This is a genomic window from Mesorhizobium sp. M0136, assembly GCF_040322515.1.
Classification (GTDB): Bacteria; Pseudomonadota; Alphaproteobacteria; order Rhizobiales; family Rhizobiaceae; genus Mesorhizobium.
Genome location: NZ_JAMYTP010000015.1, coordinates 49,857 through 73,242, shown reverse-complemented (window position 1 = coordinate 73,242; position 23,386 = coordinate 49,857). Strand labels below are relative to the sequence as shown.

29 protein-coding genes are annotated in these 23,386 nt (G+C 61.9%); 15 read left to right on the top strand and 14 right to left on the bottom strand.

Annotated elements, in window-relative coordinates; genetic code table 11:
* Window positions 1-2: 2 nt before the first annotated feature.
* A complete protein-coding gene (locus NKJ35_RS19075; protein WP_254817653.1) occupies window positions 3-815 on the bottom strand; it encodes a VOC family protein in 813 nt (270 codons plus the stop codon).
* A gap of 271 nt (window positions 816-1,086) precedes the next feature.
* Between NKJ35_RS19075 and NKJ35_RS19070 the strand changes: the two genes are divergently transcribed.
* Complete coding sequence (locus NKJ35_RS19070; protein WP_352649238.1) at window positions 1,087-1,635, top strand: RBBP9/YdeN family alpha/beta hydrolase; 549 nt, start codon at window positions 1,087-1,089, stop codon at window positions 1,633-1,635.
* Here the strand turns inward: NKJ35_RS19070 and NKJ35_RS19065 are convergent.
* Both NKJ35_RS19065 and NKJ35_RS19060 read right to left on the bottom strand, forming a co-directional pair.
* Window positions 1,632-2,405, bottom strand: coding sequence for an HpcH/HpaI aldolase family protein (locus NKJ35_RS19065; RefSeq protein ID WP_352649168.1), 774 nt, complete (start codon window positions 2,403-2,405; stop codon window positions 1,632-1,634). The genes NKJ35_RS19070 and NKJ35_RS19065 overlap by 4 nt on opposite strands.
* 118 nt (window positions 2,406-2,523) lie before the next feature.
* Window positions 2,524-2,844, bottom strand: a complete 321-nt coding sequence (locus tag NKJ35_RS19060; RefSeq protein ID WP_352506423.1) for a DUF1476 domain-containing protein — start codon at window positions 2,842-2,844, stop codon at window positions 2,524-2,526.
* A gap of 270 nt (window positions 2,845-3,114) precedes the next feature.
* Here NKJ35_RS19060 and purC point away from each other — a divergent pair, with 270 nt between their 5' ends.
* The 6 genes from purC to NKJ35_RS19030 are packed head-to-tail and all read left to right on the top strand — an operon-like array spanning window position 3,115 to window position 6,618.
* Complete coding sequence (purC, locus tag NKJ35_RS19055; RefSeq protein WP_023674725.1) at window positions 3,115-3,909, top strand: phosphoribosylaminoimidazolesuccinocarboxamide synthase; 795 nt, start codon at window positions 3,115-3,117, stop codon at window positions 3,907-3,909.
* A 40-nt stretch (window positions 3,910-3,949) separates the two neighbouring features.
* The gene (gene purS / locus NKJ35_RS19050) at window positions 3,950-4,192 is read left to right on the top strand and encodes a phosphoribosylformylglycinamidine synthase subunit PurS (RefSeq protein ID WP_254817733.1); all 243 of its coding nucleotides are present in this window, start codon (window positions 3,950-3,952) and stop codon (window positions 4,190-4,192) included.
* A 1-nt stretch (window position 4,193) separates the two neighbouring features.
* Window positions 4,194-4,862 (top strand): phosphoribosylformylglycinamidine synthase subunit PurQ, encoded by a 669-nt coding sequence (gene purQ, locus NKJ35_RS19045; RefSeq protein ID WP_352649166.1) that lies wholly within the window; start codon window positions 4,194-4,196, stop codon window positions 4,860-4,862.
* A gap of 31 nt (window positions 4,863-4,893) precedes the next feature.
* Window positions 4,894-5,559 carry a glutathione S-transferase family protein gene (locus NKJ35_RS19040; protein ID WP_352649164.1) on the top strand — a complete coding sequence of 222 codons (666 nt, stop codon included), beginning with the start codon at window positions 4,894-4,896 and terminating at the stop codon, window positions 5,557-5,559.
* A 2-nt stretch (window positions 5,560-5,561) separates the two neighbouring features.
* On the top strand, window positions 5,562-5,972 hold the full coding sequence (locus NKJ35_RS19035) for a hypothetical protein (RefSeq protein WP_352649162.1): 411 nt from the start codon (window positions 5,562-5,564) through the stop codon (window positions 5,970-5,972).
* 4 nt (window positions 5,973-5,976) lie between these two features.
* On the top strand, window positions 5,977-6,618 hold the full coding sequence (locus tag NKJ35_RS19030) for a Pr6Pr family membrane protein (protein ID WP_352649160.1): 642 nt from the start codon (window positions 5,977-5,979) through the stop codon (window positions 6,616-6,618).
* A 14-nt stretch (window positions 6,619-6,632) separates the two neighbouring features.
* Here NKJ35_RS19030 and NKJ35_RS19025 read toward each other — a convergent pair whose 3' ends face one another.
* Window positions 6,633-6,878 carry a DUF1127 domain-containing protein gene (locus NKJ35_RS19025; protein WP_254817647.1) on the bottom strand — a complete coding sequence of 82 codons (246 nt, stop codon included), beginning with the start codon at window positions 6,876-6,878 and terminating at the stop codon, window positions 6,633-6,635.
* A 92-nt stretch (window positions 6,879-6,970) separates the two neighbouring features.
* On the opposite strand from NKJ35_RS19025, the gene NKJ35_RS19020 reads away from it, so the two are divergent.
* The 3 genes from NKJ35_RS19020 (at window position 6,971) to NKJ35_RS19010 (ending at window position 11,089) form a co-directional block, all read left to right on the top strand.
* Entirely contained in the window at window positions 6,971-8,383 is a 1,413-nt protein-coding gene (locus NKJ35_RS19020; protein WP_254817646.1) for an aminotransferase-like domain-containing protein, read from the top strand.
* A gap of 148 nt (window positions 8,384-8,531) precedes the next feature.
* Complete coding sequence (gene purL / locus NKJ35_RS19015) at window positions 8,532-10,769, top strand: phosphoribosylformylglycinamidine synthase subunit PurL (protein WP_352649158.1); 2,238 nt, start codon at window positions 8,532-8,534, stop codon at window positions 10,767-10,769.
* Between the two features lie 86 nt (window positions 10,770-10,855).
* On the top strand, window positions 10,856-11,089 hold the full coding sequence (locus NKJ35_RS19010; RefSeq protein ID WP_352649157.1) for a BolA/IbaG family iron-sulfur metabolism protein: 234 nt from the start codon (window positions 10,856-10,858) through the stop codon (window positions 11,087-11,089).
* 12 nt (window positions 11,090-11,101) lie between these two features.
* Here the strand turns inward: NKJ35_RS19010 and NKJ35_RS19005 are convergent, their stop codons facing one another.
* The gene (locus NKJ35_RS19005) at window positions 11,102-11,908 is read right to left on the bottom strand and encodes a phosphodiester glycosidase family protein (protein WP_352649155.1); all 807 of its coding nucleotides are present in this window, start codon (window positions 11,906-11,908) and stop codon (window positions 11,102-11,104) included.
* A gap of 162 nt (window positions 11,909-12,070) precedes the next feature.
* Here NKJ35_RS19005 and grxD point away from each other — a divergent pair, with 162 nt between their 5' ends.
* Together grxD and NKJ35_RS18995 are read left to right on the top strand one after the other, a co-directional pair.
* Entirely contained in the window at window positions 12,071-12,406 is a 336-nt protein-coding gene (gene grxD / locus NKJ35_RS19000) for a Grx4 family monothiol glutaredoxin (protein WP_023674712.1), read from the top strand.
* Between the two features lie 207 nt (window positions 12,407-12,613).
* Window positions 12,614-13,813 (top strand): multidrug effflux MFS transporter, encoded by a 1,200-nt coding sequence (locus tag NKJ35_RS18995; RefSeq protein ID WP_254817732.1) that lies wholly within the window; start codon window positions 12,614-12,616, stop codon window positions 13,811-13,813.
* 18 nt (window positions 13,814-13,831) lie between these two features.
* Here the strand turns inward: NKJ35_RS18995 and NKJ35_RS30935 are convergent, their stop codons facing one another.
* The 4 genes from NKJ35_RS30935 to rpsD all read right to left on the bottom strand — a co-directional run bounded on the left by NKJ35_RS30935 (window position 13,832) and on the right by rpsD (window position 16,763).
* On the bottom strand, window positions 13,832-14,239 hold the full coding sequence (locus tag NKJ35_RS30935) for a UCP034077 family protein (RefSeq protein WP_502904652.1): 408 nt from the start codon (window positions 14,237-14,239) through the stop codon (window positions 13,832-13,834).
* Between the two features lie 49 nt (window positions 14,240-14,288).
* Window positions 14,289-15,116 carry an inositol monophosphatase family protein gene (locus tag NKJ35_RS18985; protein ID WP_352649151.1) on the bottom strand — a complete coding sequence of 276 codons (828 nt, stop codon included), beginning with the start codon at window positions 15,114-15,116 and terminating at the stop codon, window positions 14,289-14,291.
* Complete coding sequence (gene ttcA, locus NKJ35_RS18980; protein ID WP_352649149.1) at window positions 15,106-15,993, bottom strand: tRNA 2-thiocytidine(32) synthetase TtcA; 888 nt, start codon at window positions 15,991-15,993, stop codon at window positions 15,106-15,108. Before ttcA ends, NKJ35_RS18985 begins: the two co-directional genes overlap by 11 nt.
* Window positions 15,994-16,145: 152 nt before the next feature.
* Window positions 16,146-16,763, bottom strand: coding sequence for a 30S ribosomal protein S4 (rpsD, locus tag NKJ35_RS18975; RefSeq protein ID WP_254817640.1), 618 nt, complete (start codon window positions 16,761-16,763; stop codon window positions 16,146-16,148).
* Window positions 16,764-17,143: 380 nt separating this feature from the next.
* Here rpsD and NKJ35_RS18970 point away from each other — a divergent pair, with 380 nt between their 5' ends.
* Entirely contained in the window at window positions 17,144-17,356 is a 213-nt protein-coding gene (locus tag NKJ35_RS18970; RefSeq protein WP_352477355.1) for a hypothetical protein, read from the top strand.
* 90 nt (window positions 17,357-17,446) lie between these two features.
* On the opposite strand, the gene NKJ35_RS18965 is transcribed toward NKJ35_RS18970, so the two are convergent.
* The 4 genes from NKJ35_RS18965 to NKJ35_RS18950 form a co-directional block, all read right to left on the bottom strand.
* Window positions 17,447-17,635, bottom strand: a complete 189-nt coding sequence (locus NKJ35_RS18965) for a DUF3008 family protein (RefSeq protein WP_023674705.1) — start codon at window positions 17,633-17,635, stop codon at window positions 17,447-17,449.
* Between the two features lie 76 nt (window positions 17,636-17,711).
* Window positions 17,712-18,524, bottom strand: a complete 813-nt coding sequence (gene murI, locus NKJ35_RS18960; RefSeq protein WP_352649237.1) for a glutamate racemase — start codon at window positions 18,522-18,524, stop codon at window positions 17,712-17,714.
* 158 nt (window positions 18,525-18,682) lie between these two features.
* Window positions 18,683-19,327, bottom strand: coding sequence for a DUF805 domain-containing protein (locus NKJ35_RS18955; protein ID WP_352649146.1), 645 nt, complete (start codon window positions 19,325-19,327; stop codon window positions 18,683-18,685).
* Window positions 19,328-19,405: 78 nt separating this feature from the next.
* Window positions 19,406-20,272 carry an RNA methyltransferase gene (locus NKJ35_RS18950; RefSeq protein ID WP_352649145.1) on the bottom strand — a complete coding sequence of 289 codons (867 nt, stop codon included), beginning with the start codon at window positions 20,270-20,272 and terminating at the stop codon, window positions 19,406-19,408.
* Between the two features lie 204 nt (window positions 20,273-20,476).
* On the opposite strand from NKJ35_RS18950, the gene NKJ35_RS18945 reads away from it, so the two are divergent.
* Complete coding sequence (locus NKJ35_RS18945; RefSeq protein ID WP_352649144.1) at window positions 20,477-21,688, top strand: NADP-dependent isocitrate dehydrogenase; 1,212 nt, start codon at window positions 20,477-20,479, stop codon at window positions 21,686-21,688.
* A 9-nt stretch (window positions 21,689-21,697) separates the two neighbouring features.
* Complete coding sequence (locus NKJ35_RS18940) at window positions 21,698-22,324, top strand: glutathione S-transferase family protein (RefSeq protein ID WP_352649142.1); 627 nt, start codon at window positions 21,698-21,700, stop codon at window positions 22,322-22,324.
* Window positions 22,325-22,600: 276 nt separating this feature from the next.
* Here the strand turns inward: NKJ35_RS18940 and NKJ35_RS18935 are convergent, their stop codons facing one another.
* Entirely contained in the window at window positions 22,601-23,362 is a 762-nt protein-coding gene (locus NKJ35_RS18935) for a PhzF family phenazine biosynthesis protein (RefSeq protein WP_352649141.1), read from the bottom strand.
* Between the last annotated feature and the right edge of the window lie 24 nt (window positions 23,363-23,386).

The following is a 23,386-nucleotide window of genomic DNA, read 5'->3' as shown; positions in this document are numbered from 1 at the left end:
AACTACGCCTTGCCGGGAACGGTCCTGATCACCGTGCCCCACGGATCCTCGCGGGTCGTTGCATCAGCCACATTGTCCGAACGCATCTCGACCCAGGCCAAGCCGGAGCGGGCGGGATCGCGGCGGCCGGCACCCGCGCTCTGCCACGCATTTGCGCCAATGTGGTGATGATAGCCGCCGGACGACAAGAACACCGCCGCGCCACCGTATTTTGCCACGGTGTCGAAACCGAACTCCTGATGCCACCATGCTTCGGCTTCTTCCGGCCGGCCGACCCGCAGATGGACGTGGCCGATAATGCTGTTTTCCGGCGCGCCCTGCCAGCCGACGTCACCGGCCGGCACTTCGGCAATGACCGACGGAATGTTCAGCCGCTCCGTCGCCATCGCGATCTTGTCGCCATTCCATTTCCAATCCTGGGGGCGGCGGTCGGCATAGATCTCGATGCCGTTGCCTTCCGGGTCGGTAAGATAAAGCGCCTCGCTGACCAGATGATCGGACGCGCCCTCGATGCCAATCTTGCCGGCGATGGCGTGGTTGATCCAGCGGCCGAGATCGACCCGGCTAGGGAGCAGGAAGGCGGTGTGGAAAAGACCGGCGCTGCGCGGGTCATCGGGTTTCGCAGCCGGATCCGCTTCGATGTCGAGCAAAGGGCGATTGACTGCGCCGAGCGTAATCGTGCCGCCGGCGCGGCTCAGTTCCTGCAAACCGACGACTTTGCGATAGTAGGCAGCGAGATTTTCTGCATCGCGCGCCCGCAAGCCGACGCGGGCAACGCTGACCGGGGTCGTCGCGGCAAAAGGCAGTTCGCTCATCAAAGTGCTCCGTTCAGCCGGCGCTCGACAAGCTTCCAACGGAGGAACCCGGCGCCATCAATCATTCTACGCCGTGTCCGTGCCAAAATCTCGGAACAGCCATTCTTTCCTGGCGACAGATCGTCGATCGGTATCGTTCACACAAGAGCACAAGAAGCGAACAAGGTGTTCACAATAGCGAGCAGACCGGGCTCATGAGAGGTGCGTTTGCATGTCGCTGTTGAGTTTATACCCGGTTGCACCCGACAGCGCCTCTCGCTACATGCGCGCCATGAAAGTCAGGGAAGCAGATATTCTCATCGTGCCGGGCTACACCAATTCCGGCCCCGATCATTGGCAGAGCCGCTGGCAGGCGAAACTATCGACAGCGCGCCGCGTCGAACAGACGGAATGGTCGAAGCCGGTGCGCGAGGATTGGACGGCCGGTGTCGCCAAGGCGGTCAACGAGGCCGAGCGGCCGGTCGTCATTGTCGCTCACTCGCTTGGCGTCGCCGCGGTCATCCAGGCATTGTCTCGGTTCGAGCGACCGGTCGCCGGCGCTTTCTTCGTGGCGCCGCCCGATGTCGCCAATCCAAAGATAAAGCCGAGGCACCTGATGACCTTCGGTCCCTATCCGCGCGATCCTCTGCCATTTCCGTCGGTGGTGATCGCCAGCCGCAACGACCCGTTCTGCGCCTTTGGCGTCGCCGAGGACATTGCCGCGGCCTGGGGCTCGCTATTCATCGACGCCGGCGATGCCGGTCATCTCAACGCGGATTCCGGCTTCGGCCCCTGGCCCGAAGGTTCGATGACGTTCGCGAAATTCCTGACGGATCTCTAGGAAGCGATCGAATCCCTGACGCTGCTCAGCAGAGTCTTTGCCCCAAGCGAAATCAGCGAATGCTCCGAACCCATCGCCAGCAGCCGGTAACCCATCGACACCACACGACCGGCAATGGCCGGTTCCATCACATAGATCGCCGCATGCTTGCCGGCCTTGCGGGTGCGCTCGGCGATCGAGGCGACAGTCTCCATCATGCTCTCCAGCGTCGAGCTGACGGTGGTCCCCTTCGACCAGGCGATCGAGAAATCCGACGGGCCGAGGAAGATCCCGTCGATACCCGGCGTGTCGAGAATGCCGTCGAGTGCATCAAGCGCGGCGCGCGTTTCGACCATGGCGAAGGCCATGGTGCGCTGGTTGCTGTCGCGCAGCCAGTCGGCATAATCGCCCTTGCCATGGCGCGGAAAGGCATAGGTGGGGCCCCAGGAGCGCTCGCCGAGCGGCGGGTATTTCATGGCGGCGGCAAACAGCCTTGCGTCCGCCACTGAATTCACCATCGGCGCAATCACAGCCTCGGCGCCGAAGTCGAGCGCGCGGCTGGCCATGTCGAAGCGGCCGACCGGGATGCGCACCAAAGCCGGCTTGTTGGCGGCCAGCACCGGCACAAGCCCGCGCAGCACGCTGTCCTCGTGATGGCCACCATGCTGCATGTCGAGCGTAACCGCGTCGAATCCTTGTCTGGCCAGTATCTCGACCGTCAAAGCATCCGGCACGCCTGACCATGCGGTGAACAGTGTCTCGTCGGCCGCAAGGCGTGACTTCAGGGACATTGGCGATTTCCTCTTTGGTTGCAACAATTCAGCCGGAAATGACCGCAAAGGCAAAGAAAAACCGCCCGGTTGGGCCGGGCGGTCGATTGGTCCAGCATTCGATCGGTATCGAAAAGGATCAGGTGTTCTTGATCTGCTCGATCGCCTGCGCCATCAATTCATCCATGGTGCGGCGGATCTGATGGTCCGACTGCTCAATGCCGGCCGCATCGAAATCCTTGCGTATCTTGCGGAAAACGTCGTGATCGCCGGCTTCCTCAATGTCGCTGACGACCACTTCCCTGGCATAAGCGTCGGCATCGGTGCCTGACTTGCCGAGCTTTTCGGCAGCCCACAGGCCGAGCGCTCTGTTGCGGCGTGCCGCTGCCTTGAACCGAAGTTCCTCGTCGAATGCGAATTTGCGCTCAAAGCCCTCTTCGCGGTCTTTCATGCTGCTCATGGCATCCCTCCGTGAAATCCGATTCGTCGTGCCAATATGTGTTGCCGGAGCACAAACCAAAAGGGCGCCGGCCGGTCAATATGCTACATTGCTTGCTGCGCTGCGGCATTTCGGTCCCCGAAAGCGGTTGATTGAAAGGATTTGCCGATTGAGCAAACAGTGCGATTGGGATAGACACCGGCATTGAACCCCACCGTCGCCATCTTATTTTAGGCAGACGGACAGGAACTGGTCGCTTGCCGCCTGCCCGCAAATCCAGAGAAAAATCAGATGAAAAATCGCCGCCGCATTTATGAAGGCAAGGCCAAGATCCTTTATGAGGGACCGGAGCCTGGCACGCTGATCCAGTTCTTCAAGGACGACGCTACCGCTTTCAACAAGAAGAAGCATGAAATCGTCGATGGCAAAGGCGTGCTCAACAACCGCATTTCCGAGCACATCTTCAATCATCTCAACCGGATGGGCATTCCGACCCACTTCATCCGCCGGCTCAACATGCGCGAGCAGCTGATCAAGGAAGTCGAGATCATCCCACTCGAAGTGGTGGTGCGCAACGTCGCCGCCGGCTCGCTGGCCAAGCGTCTCGGCATCGAGGAAGGCACCGTGCTGCCGCGCTCGATCATCGAATTCTATTACAAGGCCGATGCGCTCGACGATCCGATGGTCTCGGAAGAGCACATCACCGCCTTCGGCTGGGCGAGCCCGCAGGAGATCGACGATGTCATGGCGCTGGCCATTCGGGTCAACGACTTCCTTTCCGGACTGTTCATGGGCGTCGGCATCCAGCTCGTCGATTTCAAAATCGAATGCGGCCGCCTGTTCGAAGGCGATATGATGCGCATCGTCGTCGCCGACGAGATTTCGCCGGATTCCTGCCGGCTGTGGGATGTGGCGACGCAGGACAAGCTCGACAAGGATCGCTTCCGCCGCGACATGGGCGGGCTGGTCGAAGCTTATCAGGAAGTTGCCCGCCGTCTCGGCATCATGAACGAGAACGAACCTCCGCGTCCGGCCGGGCCGGTGCTGGTCGCATCGACCGACGGCGTCAAAGGCAAGCCGCACTGATGGCTTGCCCGCTCAACAGGTGAACAGGAGCATGTCCAGCGTGATCAAGGCCCGCATTACCGTAACCCTCAAGAACGGAGTGCTAGACCCACAAGGCAAGGCAATCGAGCATGCGCTGTCCGCAATGGGTTTCGGCGGCATCGGCCAGGTGCGGCAAGGCAAGGTTTTCGATGTCGAGCTTGCCGAGGGCGACAGGGCCAAGGCTGAGGCCGATCTGAAAGCCATGTGCGACAAGCTTCTGGCGAATACGGTGATTGAGAATTACGCGGTGGAGATCGCCTGAGGTGAAATCAGCCGTCGTCCTGCTCCCCGGCCTCAATCGCGACCGCGACATGATCGCGGCGCTGACCAAGATTTCCGGCGCGCCGCCGGTCACCGTCTGGCAGACGGACACCGAAATTCCCGATGTCGACCTGATCGCCATTCCCGGCGGCTTTTCCTTTGGCGATTATCTGCGCTGCGGCGCCATTGCCGCGCGCATGCCGGTAATGCGGGCTGTCGCCGAAAAGGCGGCCAAGGGCGTCACGGTCATCGGCGTCTGCAATGGCTTCCAGATCCTGGTCGAGGCCGGCCTGCTGCCGGGCGCATTGATGCGCAACACCTCGCTGAAATTCGTCTGCCGCCAGGTGAAGCTGCAGATCGCCAATGCCAACACGATGTTCACCCGCCGCTACCAGCCGGGCCAGGTCATCCGCGCGCCGGTGGCGCACCATGACGGCAATTATTTTGCCGACGCCGAAACTTTGGCCCGCCTCGAAGGGGAAGGCCAGGTGGTGTTCCGCTATGCCGAAGGCACCAATCCCAACGGCTCGATCAACGACATTGCCGGCATCGTCAACGGGCGGGGCAACGTGCTCGGCCTGATGCCGCATCCCGAGAACCTGATCGAAGTGGCGCATGGCGGCAGCGACGGCCGGGCGCTGTTCGAAAGCGCCCTGGGCATCGCCGCTTGATGCCTTCAATTTTCCTCCTGGAGCGACGGTCATGAAACTCTATTCGCGGCCGTTGTCGCCCTATTCGTCGATCGTGCGGGCGCTGGCCTACATCAAGAACGTGCCGCTCAAGGTCATTGCACCGCCGCCTGGGTTTCCCATCCCCGAGGCATTTCGTGCCATCTCGCCGCTGAACCGGATTCCGGTGCTGATCACCGGCTCGGGCGAAACGATCGTCGAATCGGTGGTGATTGCCGAGTATCTGGAGGAGCGCTTTCCCGAGCCAGCGCTGCTGCCCAAGGATTCGAAGGACCGGGCACTGGTGCGCATGTTCGCTCGCATCACCGACCTTGACGTGCTCGCCCCCACGATGAAGCTGTTCGAGCTCTATTTCGTGCCGCAGCGCAACGAGGCGGAGATCAAGACACAGTTCGCCCGACTGCATCACGGGCTTGCGGCAATCGAGGCCCGCATGGCGCATGGCCCGTTCGCGCTCGGCGACGACATCTCCTTCGCCGATGCGTGGCTGACGCCGACCCGCTTCGTCTTCAACAATTTTAGGGCGACGATCGGCCGCCCCGACCTGCTTGATGCCTATCCGAAATTCGATGCCTATGAGCAAATCGCCTTGCAGCATCCGGCGCTGTCGCGCGTCTGGGGTGAGATGACGGACGGTCTGAAGATCTTTCTGTCCGAACTCGAGATGGGCGCCGCTTGACCATGCGATCGACACTAGCCCGCCTCGCCCTCGCCGCTTCCGCCGGTCTTGTACTCGCCTCCTGCCAGTCAGGCCCGAAGAGCACGCCAGCGCCGGCGGGCAAGAGCGCGTCACTGCTTGCCATGGAGCAGGTGGCAATGGCTGCCCACAAATGCTGGATCGCCAGCAAGGACCCTGCGTTCAAATCCTATCAGATGGCCAACGAACTGAATTCGTTCAGCGGCACACCGCGCTTCCTGCTGGTGCCGGCCAAACACTATGGCGGAAAGCCGTTGCTGGTCGTGCAGGCGCAAGGCAATTCGAGCCGCGTCGACGTATTCGGCCCATTGATGGCGGAACCGCTCGGCGCCCGCATCGGCTCGGACATTGCCCGCTGGCAGACGGGCAATCCGGCCTGTGGCGCTGCTGCCTAGCCCAATGGGTCGCTTGCTGCAGATCACCGGTCTGGTCGTCGGACTGGCCGGGCTCGTCCTGCAGCTCTGCATCACCGTCCCGGCATCAATGGAAGCCGGCCGCGGCTTTGTCGGCTCGCTGGTCTTCTATTTCAGCTTCTTCACCATCCTGACCAATATCGGCGCGGTGCTCGTCCATGCCTCGTTGCTGTCGTCAACGGGTTATGCCTGGTTTCCGGCTTTTGCCGCCCCACGGATGCGGGCGGGCGTAGCCGTCGCCATAACGCTGGTTCTCATCGTTTATGCAACGGTCTTGGCGCAGCTTTGGCAGCCGCGAGGGCTGTTCCTGCTCTGCGATGTGCTCTTGCACTATGTGACGCCGGTGTTGTTCGTGCTGTGGTGGCTTGTGGCGGGCGCCGACGGCTCGACGCGGTGGCGTGACATCTCCTGGTGGATGATCTATCCGATCGCGTATCTGGCCTATGTACTGCTGCGAGCGCCGATTGCCGGTGAAGTGCCCTACCCGTTCCTCGATGTCGCCAAGAACGGTTCGACCAGCGTCGCCGTCTCAGCTCTGGCCATCACCGGGCTTTTTCTGATGCTGTGCATTGTGGCGGTGCTTGTGGACCACCGCGTTTCACGGATCAGGACGGCGAGCGTCCGCTGAAGCGCTCGAACGCATCAGTCCCAGAACGGCCTCAGACCTTCACGATGGGCATCGCAGCGCGAGATACCGATGTCCTTGAGCTGATCGTCGGTCATCTCGAGCAGGACCAGCCGACTGCGCCGGCGCTCCAGCAGACCGTCGATCCATCGGACGAATGACGTGACCACTTGCGCGATCCGGCGAACATAGGATCTCCGGCCCGACGAGCGGCTTCCGGTCAATTCAACTGCCGCGTAGCGGATTGTCTCTATTGTACCCATTGTCTTTCTGCCAAGATTGCAATTGTGCCTTTCGTGCGGCCCGCTTCATATGTATTGACTCCCATTTCGGTGCAATGTAAAAAATTGTCACCATGACAACTTGGCTTCCAGACCTGACCGCCCGCACCGGCCCGCTCTATCAGCGGCTTGCCGATTCCATCGAGACGGACATCGACCGCGGCCTGATCGGTGCAGGGGCAAAGCTGCCGCCGCAGCGCGACCTGGCATACGACATCGGCACGACCGTCGGCACGGTCGGCAGGGCCTATCAATTGCTGCGCGAGCGGGGATTGGTCAGCGGCGAGGTCGGCCGCGGAACCTATGTTATCGCTCAACAGTCGGAGAGCGCAAAGCCGGATTTCCTGGGGCCGGTCGAACAAGGCACACGCTATATGGATGCGCCCGGCGACAAGCTGCGCTTCGATAGCACGGCCGCACCGGATGTCGGCCAGGGTGCCATCGTCGCCGACGTGTTGACACGCACGGCGCAAGACCATCCGCATGAGATTTCAAGCTATACTCGTGATTTCCCGGACCGCTGGTTGGAGGCGGGCAGACGCTGGCTGTCGCGCAATTCCTATCGGCCGGCGGCGGATGCAATCGTTCCCACGCTCGGCACCCACGCCGCGGTGATGGCAACCATTGCGGGACTCACCGCCCCCGGCGACTATGTCGTCTTCGAGCACCTCACCTATTCGCAGATCTCCCGCAGTGCCGGCCTGATCGGTCGCCGGACCGCACTGGTGGCGGCTGACGACGAGGGCATAGATCCCCAGGATTTCGAGCGCGTCTGCGCACAAAAGCATCCGAAGATGATGTTTTTGATGCCGACGGCGAAGAACCCGACGCTGACAACGCTGTCGGCATCGCGCCGCGAAGCAATCGCGCATGTCGCCCGTCAATATAACGTCGTCCTGATCGAGGACGATCTCTATGGCGGACTGACCGATGACCCAACGCCTTTAATGGCCGAATATGCTCCCGAACGGACCATCGTTGCCGGCGGCCTGTCGAAATCGGTCGCGGCGGGTGTTCGCGGCGGTTGGCTCGCTTGCCCGCCGGCCTACCGTCACCGCATCCGGGTCGCCCACAAGATGATGACGGGCGGCCTGCCCTTTCTGCTGGCGGAGGTGGGCAGCCGGCTGGTGCTGTCCGGTCAGGCCGCCGAGATGCGCAAGCGCAGCATTGCCGAGATCGGTGCGCGCATCGCGATCGTGCGCGAGACACTCGACGGCTTCGACTTCAAGGCGCTAGACAATGTGCCGTTCGTCTGGCTCACTTTGCCCGACCCGTGGCTTTCCGGCACCTTCAAACAGGCTTGCCTCGAACATGGCGTGCTCATCGACGACGAGGATGAGTTCAAGGCAGGGCGTTCCGAACAGGCCTTTCACGGCGTGCGGTTTGGCATCTCGCAGCCGCGACAGCGGGACGATATCGCGCACGGCGTCGCGGTGATCCGGCGGCTTCTGGACGAGGGCCGCGCCGGCTACGACAGCTTTTCCTGAACCGGCTTGAAACCGGCGGGTCGAGTGGCGATCTTTCGCTACTTGCCGTCAGCTGTTGCTTTCCATCGTTTTAGTCGTCCAACGGGGTGTATCGGCTGCAAAGCTTGCGATAAGACGGGACTCGATCCCGAGGACACAATTGCCGATCATGACCATTTCCAATTCCGTGCCGATCACTCCTGAACTCATTGCCGCGCACGGGCTGAAGCCCGACGAGTACCAGCGCATCCTCGACCTGGTCGGGCGCGAACCGAGCTTTACCGAACTTGGTATTTTTTCGGCGATGTGGAACGAGCATTGTTCCTACAAATCCTCGAAGAAGTGGCTGCGCACGCTGCCGACCACCGGGCCGCAAGTCATCCAGGGCCCGGGCGAGAATGCCGGTGTGGTCGACATCGGCGACGGCGACTGCGTCGTCTTCAAGATGGAGAGCCATAACCACCCCTCCTATATCGAGCCTTATCAGGGAGCTGCGACCGGCGTCGGCGGCATCCTGCGCGATGTCTTCACCATGGGCGCGCGGCCGATCGCGGCGATGAACGCGCTGCGCTTCGGCGCGCCGGATCACCCCAAAACCAGGCACCTCGTTGCCGGCGTCGTTTCTGGCGTCGGCGGCTATGGCAATTCCTTCGGCGTGCCGACGGTCGGCGGCGAGGTCAATTTCGACGCCCGCTACAATGGCAACATCCTGGTCAATGCGTTTGCCGCGGGCCTCGCGAAGACAGACGCAATCTTTCTGTCCGAGGCCAAGGGCGTCGGCCTGCCGGTGGTCTATCTCGGCGCCAAGACCGGCCGCGACGGCGTCGGCGGCGCCACCATGGCTTCGGCTGAGTTCGACGACAAGATCGACGAGAAGCGCCCCACCGTGCAGGTTGGCGATCCGTTCACCGAAAAATGCCTGCTCGAAGCCTGCCTCGAACTGATGGCGTCCGGCGCCGTTATCGCCATCCAGGATATGGGTGCGGCCGGCCTCACCTGCTCGGCGGTCGAGATGGGCGCCAAGGGCGACCTCGGCATCGAGCTCGATCTCGACAAGGTGCCGGTGCGTGAAGAGCGCATGAGCGCCTATGAGATGATGCTTTCGGAGAGCCAAGAGCGCATGCTGATGGTGCTGCGCCCCGAAAAGGAAAAACAGGCCGAGGCGATCTTCCACAAATGGGGCCTAGACTTTGCCATCGTCGGCAAGACCACCGACGATCTGCGCTTCCGCGTGCTGCACCAGGGCGATGAGGTCGCCAATCTGCCGATCAAGGATCTCGGCGATCAAGCGCCGGAATATGACCGTCCCTGGGTCGAACCGAAGAAGCCGGCGCCGCTGGCCGGCGATGCACCTCAAGCCGATGTGGCCGACGCACTGCTCAAGCTGTTGGGGGGACCGGACCTTTCCTCACGCCGCTGGGTGTGGGAGCAGTACGACACGCTGATCCAGGGCAATTCGCTGCAGCTTCCCGGCGGCGACGCCGGTGTCGTGCGCGTCGATGGCCACCCGACTAAGGCGCTCGCCTTCTCCTCCGACGTGACGCCGCGCTATTGCGAGGCCGACCCTTACGAGGGCGGCAAACAGGCCGTTGCCGAATGCTGGCGCAATCTTACCGCCACCGGCGCTCTGCCGCTCGCGGCCACCGACAACCTCAATTTCGGCAATCCGGAACGGCCGGAGATCATGGGCCAGCTGGTTGGTGCCGTGAAAGGCATCGGCGATGCCTGCCGGGCGCTTGGCTTTCCGATCGTCTCCGGCAACGTCTCTCTCTACAATGAGACCAACGGCCAAGGCATCCTGCCGACACCAACCATCGGCGGCGTCGGGCTGATTGCCGACTGGTCGAAAATGTTGCGGATCGGCTTTGCCGCCGAAGGCCAGATGATCGTGCTGGTCGGCGCGCCGACCATGTGGGGCACGCATCTTGGCCAGTCCGTCTACATGCGCGACATCCATGACCGCGCCGACGGCCCGCCGCCGCCGGTCGATCTCGACCACGAGAAGCGGGTCGGCGACCATGTGCGGGCGCTGATCGGCTCCGGTGTCGTTACCGCGGCGCATGACGTTTCCGACGGCGGCATCGCGGTGGCGCTGGCCGAGATGGCGATGGCCTCCGGCATCGGCGCGACCATTCCCGGCCTGATCGGTACGGATCCGATCCCCGTCTGGTTCGGCGAGGATCAGGGCCGCTACCTGCTGACGCTGTCGGTCGATCCGCAGAGCGAGGAATGGGACGCCATTCGCGAACAACAAAGCAAACTCGGTATTTTTGCACCGTGGATCGGCTCGACCGGCGGCAGCGAATTGAAGCTGGGCGAGGCGCGTGCGATACCGGTCAGCGAATTGACCGCCGCCCACGAATCCTGGTTCCCTCGCTTCATGGCAAATGAGGTCGTGGACCCGTGATGTGATCAAGCGGGGCCGTTTCGGTGTGGTTCATCCGCCTTTTCGACCATATCTATGAGATCACGACCTGAACAAGGAATCCTCATATGGCAATGGACGCCCACGACATCGAACGGCTGATCAAGGAAGGCATTCCGGACGCCAAGGTGACCATTCGCGACCTGGCCGGCGACGGCGACCATTATGCGGCTGAGGTTGTGGCCGAAAGCTTTCGCGGGAAAAGCCGCGTCCAGCAGCACCAGATGGTCTATGACGCGCTGAAGGGCAAGATGGGCGGCGTGCTGCACGCGCTTGCCCTGCAGACCAGCGTGCCGGACTGAGCTCTCTTGCAGTTACCGGCTCGCAAGCTTCTTACCGGTCACGGCGATGATCGGCCCGGCTGGATAGTTTCCACCCACAATCATCCGCTCGCCGTTCGACAGCGCCGAAACGGCCCCGTCGAAGAAAAGCGCGTTGGGACAATCGAGCGCGTCTCGAAACAGTCGGGCGAAGCTGCCGAGGCTGACCTCAGAGCGCGAGATCGCCAGCACGACAGTGTTTTCGTCACGCACGCCGACGCCATTGCGGATATAGCGCGATGTGCCGTTTTGCTCGAAGCGGGGATGAAGCCGGCCGTCGATCACCAGCATCGGGCCGGATTGCGTGGCAAACATCACGTCCAGTCTGGTCGCAACATAGGCGCTTGTCTCGATGACCGCCGCCTTGCCATCCTTCCGGACCAGGAAGACGCCGTTCGGTTTCAGGAAGAAATTGCCTTCGCTGTCGGCGAGGTTGATCGGCGCCTTCTCCCGGCCGTCCTCGACGAGAAGGCCGACCGGAGTCAGGTCTTGGTGATACATGCCGGCGTTCATGGCGAGCAGCACCGGCCGGCCCTGATCCGCCATCGCCTTGTCGAATTTGTCCAGTGAACCGAAAGCCTTGCCGTCAATGCCTGCGTGGAACACACCGATGTCATAGCGGCGCAGATCGATTTCGCAGACGACATAGGCGACCGCCTCGAAGCTCGCGTCGCGGCACGGCGCCGGTAATCCACCGCCGACGACGAGAGGTGGCTGCCTCGGCGACTTGGCCCACCAGATCAAGGACAGTGCGGCGAACAGAACGGCGAGGACGACCCCGGCGAGATACCGTCTTTTCATCACGCCTCGGGACAAATGGTGGCCAACGGCTTGGCCCAAGATCAGACCTTCCTTTGCGCCATTTGCATGGCAAGGCGGCAAACATCTTGTTTCGCGCAACCCATGGGTTTATTTGAAGGGTAATGTTCGAGCCTGACTCCCACAGGCATGAAAGGGTATTCCATGAGCGGCATCAACGATTACATTGACAATGAGGTGAAGGGCAACGACGTCGTTCTCTTCATGAAGGGCACCCCCGGCTTTCCGCAATGCGGATTTTCCGGCCAGGTCGTGCAGATCCTCGACTATATCGGCGCCGACTATAAGGGCGTCGACGTGCTGACGTCGGCCGAACTGCGGCAAGGCATCAAGGACTACTCCAACTGGCCAACCATCCCGCAGCTCTACGTCAAGGGCGAGTTCGTCGGCGGCTGCGACATCATCCGCGAGATGTTCCAGGCGGGCGAATTGCAGACCTTCCTCGTCGAAAAAGGCGTCAGCGTCAAAGGCGCCGCCTGACTTCTGTTTCTGCGTATGACCTTCCGACTGCGATTTTCGGGGGTTAAGCGATAAGCGCCGGGGCAGCCCCCACCTTGGCAAAAAGCTCTGCCCGACATCGGGGCAATCAACGAATGGATGCGTCGGCGAGCCGGCGCATTTTCGTTGAGGATCGGACTGGCCGTGGATCAGCAAGCACAAGCGCAGCAAAAGGCAAGCACCTTGCCCATTCCGCGCTGGGAATTCATTGCGCTGTGCGCGGCCCTGATGGCGCTCAATTCGCTGGCCATCGACATCATTTTGCCGGCGCTGCAGCAGATCGGCGCTTCGCTTGGCGTCGAAAATGAAAACCACCGGCAATATGTGGTCACCGCCTATATCCTTGGCTTTGGGGGCGGACAGCTGTTCTTCGGGCCGATCTCGGACCGTTTCGGGCGCCGCGCGCCTCTTGTCGCGGGGCTGGTGATCTACGTCGTGGCGGCCGGCGCTGCGGCAATCGCCCCGTCATTCGCCACGCTTCTGCTATGCCGGGCCGTGCAAGGCATCGGCGCGGCGGCGACGCGCGTCATTGCCGTCTCGATCGTGCGCGATACGTTCGACGGAAGGCGCATGGCCGAAGTCATGTCCTTGATCTTCATGGTGTTCATGGCCATTCCGGTGGTCGCGCCCGGTATCGGCCAGTTCATCATGCTGTTTGCCACCTGGCATGTGATCTTCGTCACCATGGCAGCTGGCGCGCTGATCGTGTCCGCCTGGTCGCTGCTGCGCCTGCCCGAGACACTACATCCCGAATATCGCCGGCCGCTGACGCTGTCCTCCATCATCGGCGGCTTCCGCATCGTTCTCACCAACCGCATCGCGCTCTGCTACGCCTTCGCCAGCACCTTCATCTTCGGCGCCATGTTCGGCTTCATCGCCTCCGCCCAGCAGATCTATGTCAGCGTGTTCAATGTCGGTGAGATGTTCCCGGTCATCTTCGCGGGGGTTGCCGGCGTGCTTGCGTTTTCGAACTACCTCAATTCGCGCCTCGTCGGCCGTATCGGCATGCGCCGCCTGTCGCAAAGCGCGCTGCTGCTGTTTCTGGCAATCAGCCTTGCCTGGCTGGTCGTTTCAATCGAAATGAAGATGCCGCTCTGGCTCTTCATTGCCTTCTTTGCCTGCGCCATGGTCCCGTTCGGCGCGCTCGGCGCGAACTTCAACGCGCTCGCTATGGAGCCGCTGGGGCACCTGGCCGGCACTGCGTCGTCGATCCTTGGGTTCATGCAGACATTTCTTGGCGGCATTCTCGGCACGCTGATCGGCCAAGCCTTCAACGGCACGGTGACGCCGCTGGCCGCCGGGTTCTGCAGCGTGTCGGTGGCGGCGCTGCTGATGATCCTGCTGGCCGAGCGCGGCAGACTATTCCAGCCGCATAACCCGCCGGTTTAATGCACATTGCGCGTGCGCCTAGGATGCACCCTGACTGACCGCGGTGAAGCGAGGGAACAGCGTACGTCCTGCGATTGCTCCACCCATACTGTCGGAAACGGGCAGTGGAAGAGCCTTTTCGAGCGCCTCGAGGACGGAAGCCACGAAGGCCCGGTTGAGCGGACCATCGTCCCCTAGATGGGAGAAAGTGGCGCGCGGCTTGCCAATAAGCGTGCCGTTTCGGCGAATTGAGAACTGCAGCGTCAGGGTCATGCCCGCGGTTCCGGGCGGCGGCTTCCAACAGGCGAAGATCGCGGAGAACATCTCGTCTATGGTGTCGACGGAGTCGGGACTGCGACATGCGCGTTCCCCAGCTCTTGCTTCATTGACACCGGCAACCAAGGCAAGGGCAAAGGCCGTTGCGACAATTGCGGACCGAGGTTTCATTCGAGATCTCCGGTTTCGCACAAGATTGGACAACTTTGGCAACGAAGAGCTATTCTGCCCAGAGCTCGCGGCGCAGCTCCCGCCAGCTCTCCCGGTCCGGCGCGACCAGCAGGCCACCCCCGACATGCGACGGCAGATAGGCGCTGCCGTCGAAGCGCGCGGCATGGCCGCCGGCCTCCGCATGGATCAGCACGCCGGCCAAGTGGTCCCAAGGCATCAGCTTGTTGTAGACGACGAAATGGCCGTGGCCGCTGGCCAGCAGGCGGTATTCGTGGGCGGCGCAGCGATAATTGAACTGCGATAGCGACTTGGTCTGGTTGCGCGCCAAACGTGAGCGGTCCGGCTCGGGCACATAGTGCCATGAGACCGCACCGGTCATTTCCGACATCGGCGCCGGTTTGGCGACATGGACCTTTTCCAGATTGCCATGGGCATGGCGGATATGGCTGCCGGCGCCACTAACGCCGATCAGCCAATCCTTGCCGACGGGGTCGTGAATGATGCCGGCGACCGTCTCGCCCTTGACCACGACGCCAAGCATGACGCCGAACAGCGGCACGCCGGAGGCGAAGTTGAAAGTGCCGTCGACCGGGTCGATGACGAAGGCGAGTTCGGCATCGCCGAGACCGTCGAGCAGCGTCGGGTCGTCGGAGCAGGCCTCCTCGCCGACGATCATTGCGTGGGGATAACGCTGGCGCAGCATGGTGGTGATGAGCCGTTCGGCATTGACGTCGGCCTCGGTGACGAGATCGGCGGCCGAGGTCTTGCGACGGACGTCGCCCTCGCTCAACCGGCGAAAGCGCGGCATGATCTCGGCGACGGCGGCTTCCGACAGAAGGGCGGCAAGCCAGTCGATCGCGCTATCGTCAAATGTCATCGGGACGCCTGGTGGTGAGGGTTTCGTTGAGGGCGGCGAAATCGAACAGTTTCCTGTCGAGCAGATGCGAACGCCGCACATTGGTCATGGCGCGGATCATCGTGTCCTTGCGGCCGGGCATGCGCTTCTCGATGTCGTTGAGCATCGTCTTCATGGCGTTGCGCTGCAGACCTTCCTGGCTACCGCACAGATCGCACGGAATGATCGGGAATTTCATGGCGCCGGCGAATTTCTCGAGATCGGCTTCCGCACAATAGGCGAGCGGCCGCAGCACCATGACATCGCCTTCGTCGTTGAGCAGCTTCGGCGGCATGGCGGCCAGGCGCCCGCCATGGAACAGGTTCATGAAGAAGGTTTCCAGTATGTCCTCGCGGTGGTGGCCGAGCACCAGCGCCGAGCAGCCCTCCTCGCGGGCAATGCGATAGAGATGGCCGCGCCGTAGCCGCGAGCACAGCGAGCAATAGGTGCTGCCCTCGGCCAGCTTGTCGGTGACCACCGAATAGGTGTCCTGATATTCGATGCGATGCGGAATGGCATAGCTGTCGAGATAATCGGGCAATATGTGCTTGGGAAAGTTCGGCTGGCCCTGGTCGAGATTGCAGGCCAACAGCTCGACCGGCAGCAGCCCGCGCCATTTGAGATCAAGCAGCACGGCAAGCAGGCCGTAGGAATCCTTGCCGCCCGACAGAGCGATCAGCCAACGGTCGCCGGGTCTCACCATGGCGAAATCGTCGATCGCCTGGCGGGTAAGCCGCAACAGCCGCTTGCGCAGCTTGTTGAACTCGACGGAGGACGGCACATCGGCAAACAGCGGATGAAAGCCGCCTTCGGCGTCGGCGATCGGGTCAAGCGTTTTGGCGTCTGGCTGCATGTTCACGGCGCGTCGGCCCTAAAGTCCTGTTGCCGCCCGCAGTAGCGCATCGGATCGAAAATCGAAATCGATTTCCGACTCACGTCCCTGAAAAGGACGAAGAAAGAAAAGGCCGCCTGGAGGGGCGGCCTTCGGTTGTGTCGTGACGAACGCGCCGATCAGCGTGAATAGAATTCGACGACCAGATTCGGTTCCATCTGCACGGCAAACGGAACGTCCGCCAAGCCGGGGATGCGCGTGAAAGTCGCGGTCATCTTGTTGTGATCAGCCTCGATGTAATCGGGCACGTCGCGCTCGGCCAGGCCCACCGATTCCAGCACGATGACCAGCTGCTTCGACTTCTCGCGCACTTCGATGACATCGCCCGGCTTGCAACGGTACGAGCCGATGTTGACGCGCTTGCCATTGACGTTGACGTGGCCGTGATTGACGAACTGGCGCGCCGCAAAGATGGTCGGCACGAATTTGGAGCGGTAGACGACGGCGTCGAGGCGCGATTCGAGCAGGCCGATCAGGTTCTCCGAGGTGTCGCCCTTGCGGCGGTCCGCCTCTTCATAGACCTTGCGGAACTGCTTCTCCGAAACGTCGCCATAGTGGCCCTTCAGCTTCTGCTTGGCGCGCAGCTGCAGGCCGAAATCGGAAAGCTTGCCCTTGCGGCGCTGGCCATGCTGGCCGGGGCCGTATTCACGCTTGTTGACTGGGGACTTCGGGCGGCCCCAGATGTTTTCGCCAAGACGGCGGTCGATCTTGTACTTCGCGGATTCGCGCTTGCTCATCGCATTCCCTTTCAAAACAACGCACCCGGAACCTTATGGTCCGGGTGAAGGAAACGCGCCCTCCTCTGGCCTCCGTTTTCGAGACCTGACAGGATTTTCCACGCAACGCGACGGAAAACCCACGGGACACGTCATTTCAAACAAGACATAGGGAAAGTAACACCGGCTTCCCAAACGTCTTGCACACATAAAGAAAACCACCGGGCATTGCGGCCCGGTGTTGGTGGGCTGGTTAAACGGAGATTTAACCGCTGTCAAGCTTCTGGCTGGCGCGAGTCGCCGAACCGGATAGTGTTACGGTTGTAGAACGTGCCGGATGTGGCGGGAGGTTGCGCCAGCGGCATCAGGAAGGGACTGAAGTCAGAGGAGCAGGAATTCGCATGAAGAAGTTCTTCCTTACGTTGGTAGGAGCCGCGGTGATGGCCGGCACGATGGCGGTTGTGCCCGAGCCAGCGCAGGCCCGGCATTGGCATGGGCACAGGCATCACCAAGTCTGCCGCATCGTGGTCAAGAAAAAGGTGGTGTGGCGTCACGGTCATCGCAAGGTCATCCGCTACAAAGTGCGGCGCTGCGGGTGGGGCTGGAACTGGTAATTTTCGCCCTCGCCCGTTGAGACTTCATGGCCCGCGGCTCAGCCGCGGGCCTTTTATTGACCGGCATCCGCCGCCAGAATGGTCAGTCGATCAGTGTTTCGACTTCTTTTCCGGCAGGCCTTTGCGCTTGGTCTCGGCGAATTCCTCGAGCTGTTTTTCGCTCATGGATTTATACATTCCCTTCGACGCACCTTTGAGCGCGCCCTTCTTGGTCTCGCCGCGCTTGGCTGACAATGCCGCGCCGGCCGCTTTCTGCTGGGCTTTTGAGGTGGCTGGCATAATGGTTTCTCCCGTTTCCGATGAGAGGAAAACGCATTGTCTGGTGTGATGTTCCCAAAGCGAAAATTGCTTGCGGTCAGGATATCGCCAGGCCAAATCCCTGCATCAGCCGGCGCGTCGGAAAATCGGCGCTGTTCGAGGTGAAGAACGCAAGGTCGGCCCCTTCCGGCAGTGCCTCTCTGCGATAAGCGGCCTCGGTATCGGCAAGCAGCGACAGCGCGCGGCGTGCGATCGCCTCGGCCGGGTCGAGCCAGTCGACCGGCCAAGGTGCTGTCTTGCGCATGCGGTTGGCCAAAAAAGGATAATGGGTGCAGGCAAGCACGACGATGTCGGTGCGCAGCCCGTCATGCTCAACGAAGCACGGCGCGATCTCGGCGCGCACGGCGTCCTCGTCGACAAAACCATCGCGCATATAGGCTTCGGCCAATCCAGCCAGCCTGTCGCTGCCGACCAGGCGGACGTGGCATTTCTGCGCCCATTTGCTGATCAGGTCGCGCGTGTACTGGCGCTTGACGGTGCCGGGCGTCGCCAGCACCGAAACCAGGCCTGAGCGCGTGCGTTCCGCCGCCGGCTTGATGGCCGGCACGGTGCCGACGAAAGGGTGGCCGGGAAACCGCTCGCGCAACGCATCGATGACCAGTGTCGAGGCGGTGTTGCAGGCGATGACCGAAATGGCCGGGGAAAACCGTTCGAGCAGCCTGGCGAACAACTCGAGGATATGTGTTCTCAACGCCGGTTCCTCCCAGGCGCCGAAGGGGAACGCCGCGTCGTCGGCGACATAGATGAAGCGGCAGTCAGGCATCAGGACGCGCGCCTCACGCAGCACGGTGAGGCCGCCAATACCCGAATCAAACATCAGGATCGGACGGGCGCTCGACGGATCGGTCATGGTCATTGAGTCACTAAGGGCTGGGAAACACTAAGGGCTGGGGAATTACAAACGAGATCACGAGAGAAGGCCGGCCCATGCATTTTGCTTCGGCCAATGATGCTATGTCCCGGCCGCTTCTATGTGAAACCATCATGGCCTTGATGCGGCGAGACGGGTCACACAAGGCCCCGCTTGCCGAAGCCGCCGGCCCGCGGCCGGCCGATTGCCGGAGATGCAGGTTGAGATGCGCGATGGTTCGACGGCACCGGTGCGGCGCGCATGGCGTAGGGCGGAGCCTGGGCCGTCACGCCGGCGGCTGACGCTGAATGAAGCGCCGCGGTGCCGCGCAGCGGCCCGGGCGGGTCGAAATCGTCGAAACTCAGGGATGATGCCATATCCGAAGAGCGACCGCCCGCCGGCTTGGCCGCCAAGATAACGGCCCACAGCCCGACAAGAGCTAATCCCAGCAGGTTAAGGCCGGAATGCGAATCTTCGCCGTCGAATTTTACGACAAGAACAGTGCCGGCCTGCAGAATCGCAAACAGGGTCGAGAACACGATATACGACCAAAGGATCCAACCCGACCCTTGCGCGTCGCGGCTTCGACGCCAGGCGAAATTCGCGCGGAACAGAACGATCACCAGCGAGGCGACGAGAACGGCCGCGGCCAGACCTTCCCTGGAAGGACCTGGTTTCGAATTGGCCAAGCCCTCGATGCCGATGGTCAGCACGACGCACAGCACAAAGGTCACGATTTCCGCAACCAGCAGAGCCACGGAATAGAAGAAAAAGCGAAGACGACCGATATTTGAGCTAAACATCCGAGATCCATCGTTTCGAAAACTATGGATCAAACCAAATAAAATTCGGTTACTGGTAAGACAGCTGCATTTGCGCGCCTAGTCTTTGACTTTCGCCCTTGCAGCGCGTGCCGCGGCCGCCGGGAGCCGCCTTGGATCGTCACCGGGCGATCCGTCGCCGCGCGGCATGGCCGGCGAGAACCTGTCCAGCGATGATATTATTCCGCGCAGCACCTTGAGCTCCGGCTCGGCGAAGCCGGGGCGGGTCAGCACAGCGCGCAAATTGTCGACCATCTTCGGCTTCTTCGCTGCCGGGCGGAAATAGCCGCGCGCCTCCAGTGCACCTTCCAAATACGCAAACAGGCCGTGCAATTCTTCCTTGGCAGCCGGCGGCATTTCAGGGCCGGAGAAGTTGGTCCTGGTCTCGTCTTCCAGGCCGGACTTCATCCATTCATAGGACATCAGCAGGGCCGCCTGGGCGATGTTGAGCGAGGAGAAGGCTGGATCGACGGGGAAGGTGACGATCTCGTCGGCAAGGCCGACCTCGTCATTATAGAGGCCGAAGCGCTCGCGGCCGAAAAGGATGCCGGTGCGCTGGCCGGCCCGCTGCCGCGCCCGCAGCGCCCTGCCCGCCTCGACCGGACCGCGCACCGGCTTGAAATTGTCGCGCGCGCGCGCCGTGGTGGCGAAGACGAAGTTCAAATCGCCGACCGCTGAGGCCAGGTCGTCGAACACCGTGACGGCATCGATGACGTGGTCGGCGCGGCTTGCGGCGGCACGCGCCTTGTCGCTCGGCCAGCCGTCGCGCGGATTGACGAGCCGCAGCTCGGCAAGGCCGAAATTGGCCATGGCGCGCGCAACCATGCCGATATTCTCGCCGAGCTGCGGCTCGACCAGGATGATCGCCGGTCCGGACGCAGGCGTTCCGGAGGCAAGAGGGGTGTCGGGATCCTGGGTAGCGGCCATGGTTGTCAGTGAACTGCTGTTTGCGGCATTTCGCAGTCCCCTGCCACATTTGGCGGCGAAAATGAAGCTTTCGCAAGGAATGCCGGCACTACGGCGCGGTTCGCCGTTTGCGCGGCCAAAAAGCCTTTGATATACGGGCCGCATCCAGGGCCGGCAGCCGTGCGGGCAAGGCCGTTCCGTTCCCCAAAAGCGAGGCATTCTTTCATGGCGAAGATCAAGGTGGCGAACCCGGTCGTCGAACTCGACGGCGACGAGATGACCCGCATCATCTGGCAGTTCATCAAGGACAAGCTGATCCACCCTTATCTCGACCTCAAGCTCGAATATTACGACCTCGGTATCGAGCACCGCGACGCCACCAACGACCAGGTGACCATCGATTCGGCCAACGCCATCAAGAAATACGGCGTCGGCGTGAAATGCGCGACGATCACGCCAGACGAGCAGCGCGTCGAGGAATTCAAGCTGAAGAAGATGTGGAAGTCGCCGAACGGCACCATCCGCAACATCCTCGGCGGCACTATCTTCCGCGAGCCGATCATCATGAAGAACGTGCCGCGGCTGGTGCCCGGCTGGACCAAGCCGATCATCGTCGGCCGCCACGCCTTCGGCGACCAGTACCGCGCCACCGACTTCCGCTTTCCCGGCAAGGGCAAGCTGACGATCAAATTCGTCAGCGAGGACGGCCAGGTGATCGAGCACGATGTGTTCGACGCACCCGGCGCCGGCGTCGCCATGGCCATGTACAATCTCGACGAATCTATCCGCGAATTTGCCCGCGCCTCGCTGAACTATGGCCTGCTGCGTAATTACCCCGTCTACCTCTCGACCAAGAACACAATCCTCAAGGCCTATGACGGCCGCTTCAAGGACATCTTCCAGGAGGTCTACGAGGCGGAGTTCGAAGCCGAATTCAAGGCGAAGAAGCTCTGGTACGAGCACCGGCTGATCGACGACATGGTGGCCTCCAGCCTGAAATGGTCGGGCGGCTATGTCTGGGCCTGCAAGAACTATGACGGCGACGTTCAGTCCGACACGGTGGCGCAAGGCTTCGGCTCGCTCGGCCTGATGACCTCGGTGCTGATGACGCCGGACGGCAAGACCGTCGAGGCGGAAGCCGCGCACGGCACCGTTACCCGCCACTATCGCCAGCACCAGAAGGGCGAGGAGACCTCGACCAATTCGATCGCCTCGATCTTTGCCTGGACGCGCGGCCTCGCGCACCGCGCCAAGCTCGACGACAATGCCGAACTGAAGCGCTTTGCCGAGACCCTGGAAAAGGTCTGCATCCAGACGGTCGAGTCCGGCTTCATGACCAAGGATCTGTCGCTGCTGATCGGTCCCGACCAGCCATGGCTTTCGACCACCGGCTTCCTCGACAAGATCGACGAGAATTTGCAGAAGGCGATGGCCTGAGCCCGCGACATGGGCAAGCCCGTCGTCTACGGCGCGGACTACAGCGTCTATGTGCGCATCGTGCGGCTGGTGCTCGAGGAAAAGGGCGTCGGCTACGAGCTGGTGCCCGTCGACGTCTTTGCCGCAGACGGCATTCCCGGCTGGTACTTCGAGCACCAGCCGTTCGGCCGCATCCCGGCCTTCGAGCATGACGGCTTTCGCCTCTACGAGACCGGCACGATTGCCCGTTATGTCGACGAAACCTTTGACGGCCCGGCGCTGCAGCCGGTCGAAGCCCGGCCTCGAGCACGCATGAACCAGATCACCGGCATGCTCGACGCCTACGCCTACAGGGCCATGGTCTGGGATGTCGCGGTCGAGCGGCTGGAGAAAACGCCACCCGACGAAGCTGTGATCGGCAACGGGTTGCGGCAGGCGAGAACGGCATTGCAAGCGCTGTCGTCGCTGAAAGCCGAAGGGCCTTGGCTGTTGGGGACGGACCTGACGCTGGCCGACCTGCACGCTGCGCCAATCATCAGCTATTTCGTCAAGGTCGCCGAGGGGCAAGCCCTGCTGGCGGAGTTTGCCGATATCCAGGACTGGTATGCGCGCATCACCGGACGCGAGAGTTTTGCGAAGACCGAAAAGGCAGAGTGAGGAGACAAGCATTCGGCAATAGGCCTTCTGGTGATTAGCGAAAGCCGAAGTGACATCCAATCTCCCCCCTTGCGGGGGAGATGTCCGGCAGGACAGAGGGGGTGTGAAGGATCTCTAACCTTCGACTGATCCTTTCCAATTGGGAACGGCCTGAGAACGTGGCTCCGATTGGGCTGGCAGTCGGAGGGACAGCACCCCCCTCTGCCCTGCCGGGCATCTCCCCCGCAAGGGGGAGATCGGCAGCTTCGCCGAAGGCGACCCACTGCGAAATACCGCTCAATCGGGAAGGTAAATCTCCGCCTTCATAAAGGTCTTCGCACGGCCTGTGATCGGCACGCGATCTCCGGCCAGCTCGCATAGCAAATGCCCGCCGCGCTGCGAGCATTGGAATGCCGACACATGCGTCTTGCCGAGCTTTTCAGCCCAGTACGGCACCAATGTCGCATGAATGGAGCCAGTCACCGGGTCCTCGGGAATGCCAGCTCCGGGTACGAAATAACGCGAGACGAAATCATGGGCTCGCCCAGGCGCGGTAATGACCAGGCCGAGAGGATGAAAACGTCCGATCCTGAGCAGATCGGGAACGAAAGATCGCACGGTTGTCTCGTCGGCAAGCTCGACAAACAGGTTCTCGAAATTGCGGAAGCTCGCAGCCGGCCGCTGAGGCAATATCGCTTCCAGCGCCGAGTTCAGCTCGTCCTCGACGGGCTGCGGCGGAAAACACGGCAGATCGAGCTGATAGGCGCCTTCCCGTCGGGAAACCCGCAGCGCGCCCACCCGGGTGGCGAAGGCCATTTCGCCCTGACCCTTGTATTCCGTAGTCAGCACATGGGCGGCCGCAAGTGTAGCATGGTCACAGAAGTCGACTTCATGAACCGGCGTGAACCAGCGCAAACCCCAACCCTCGCCACTCGGCCGCACAAACGCGGTTTCAGCAAGATTGTTCTCGTTTGCGATGGCCTGCATCACGTCGTCCGATAGCCAGTCTTCCAAAAATGAGAACGGCAGCAGGGTTGCCTTGGAAAGCCCGTTCGGCAAAAGCGTCGACTTGATACATGGTCA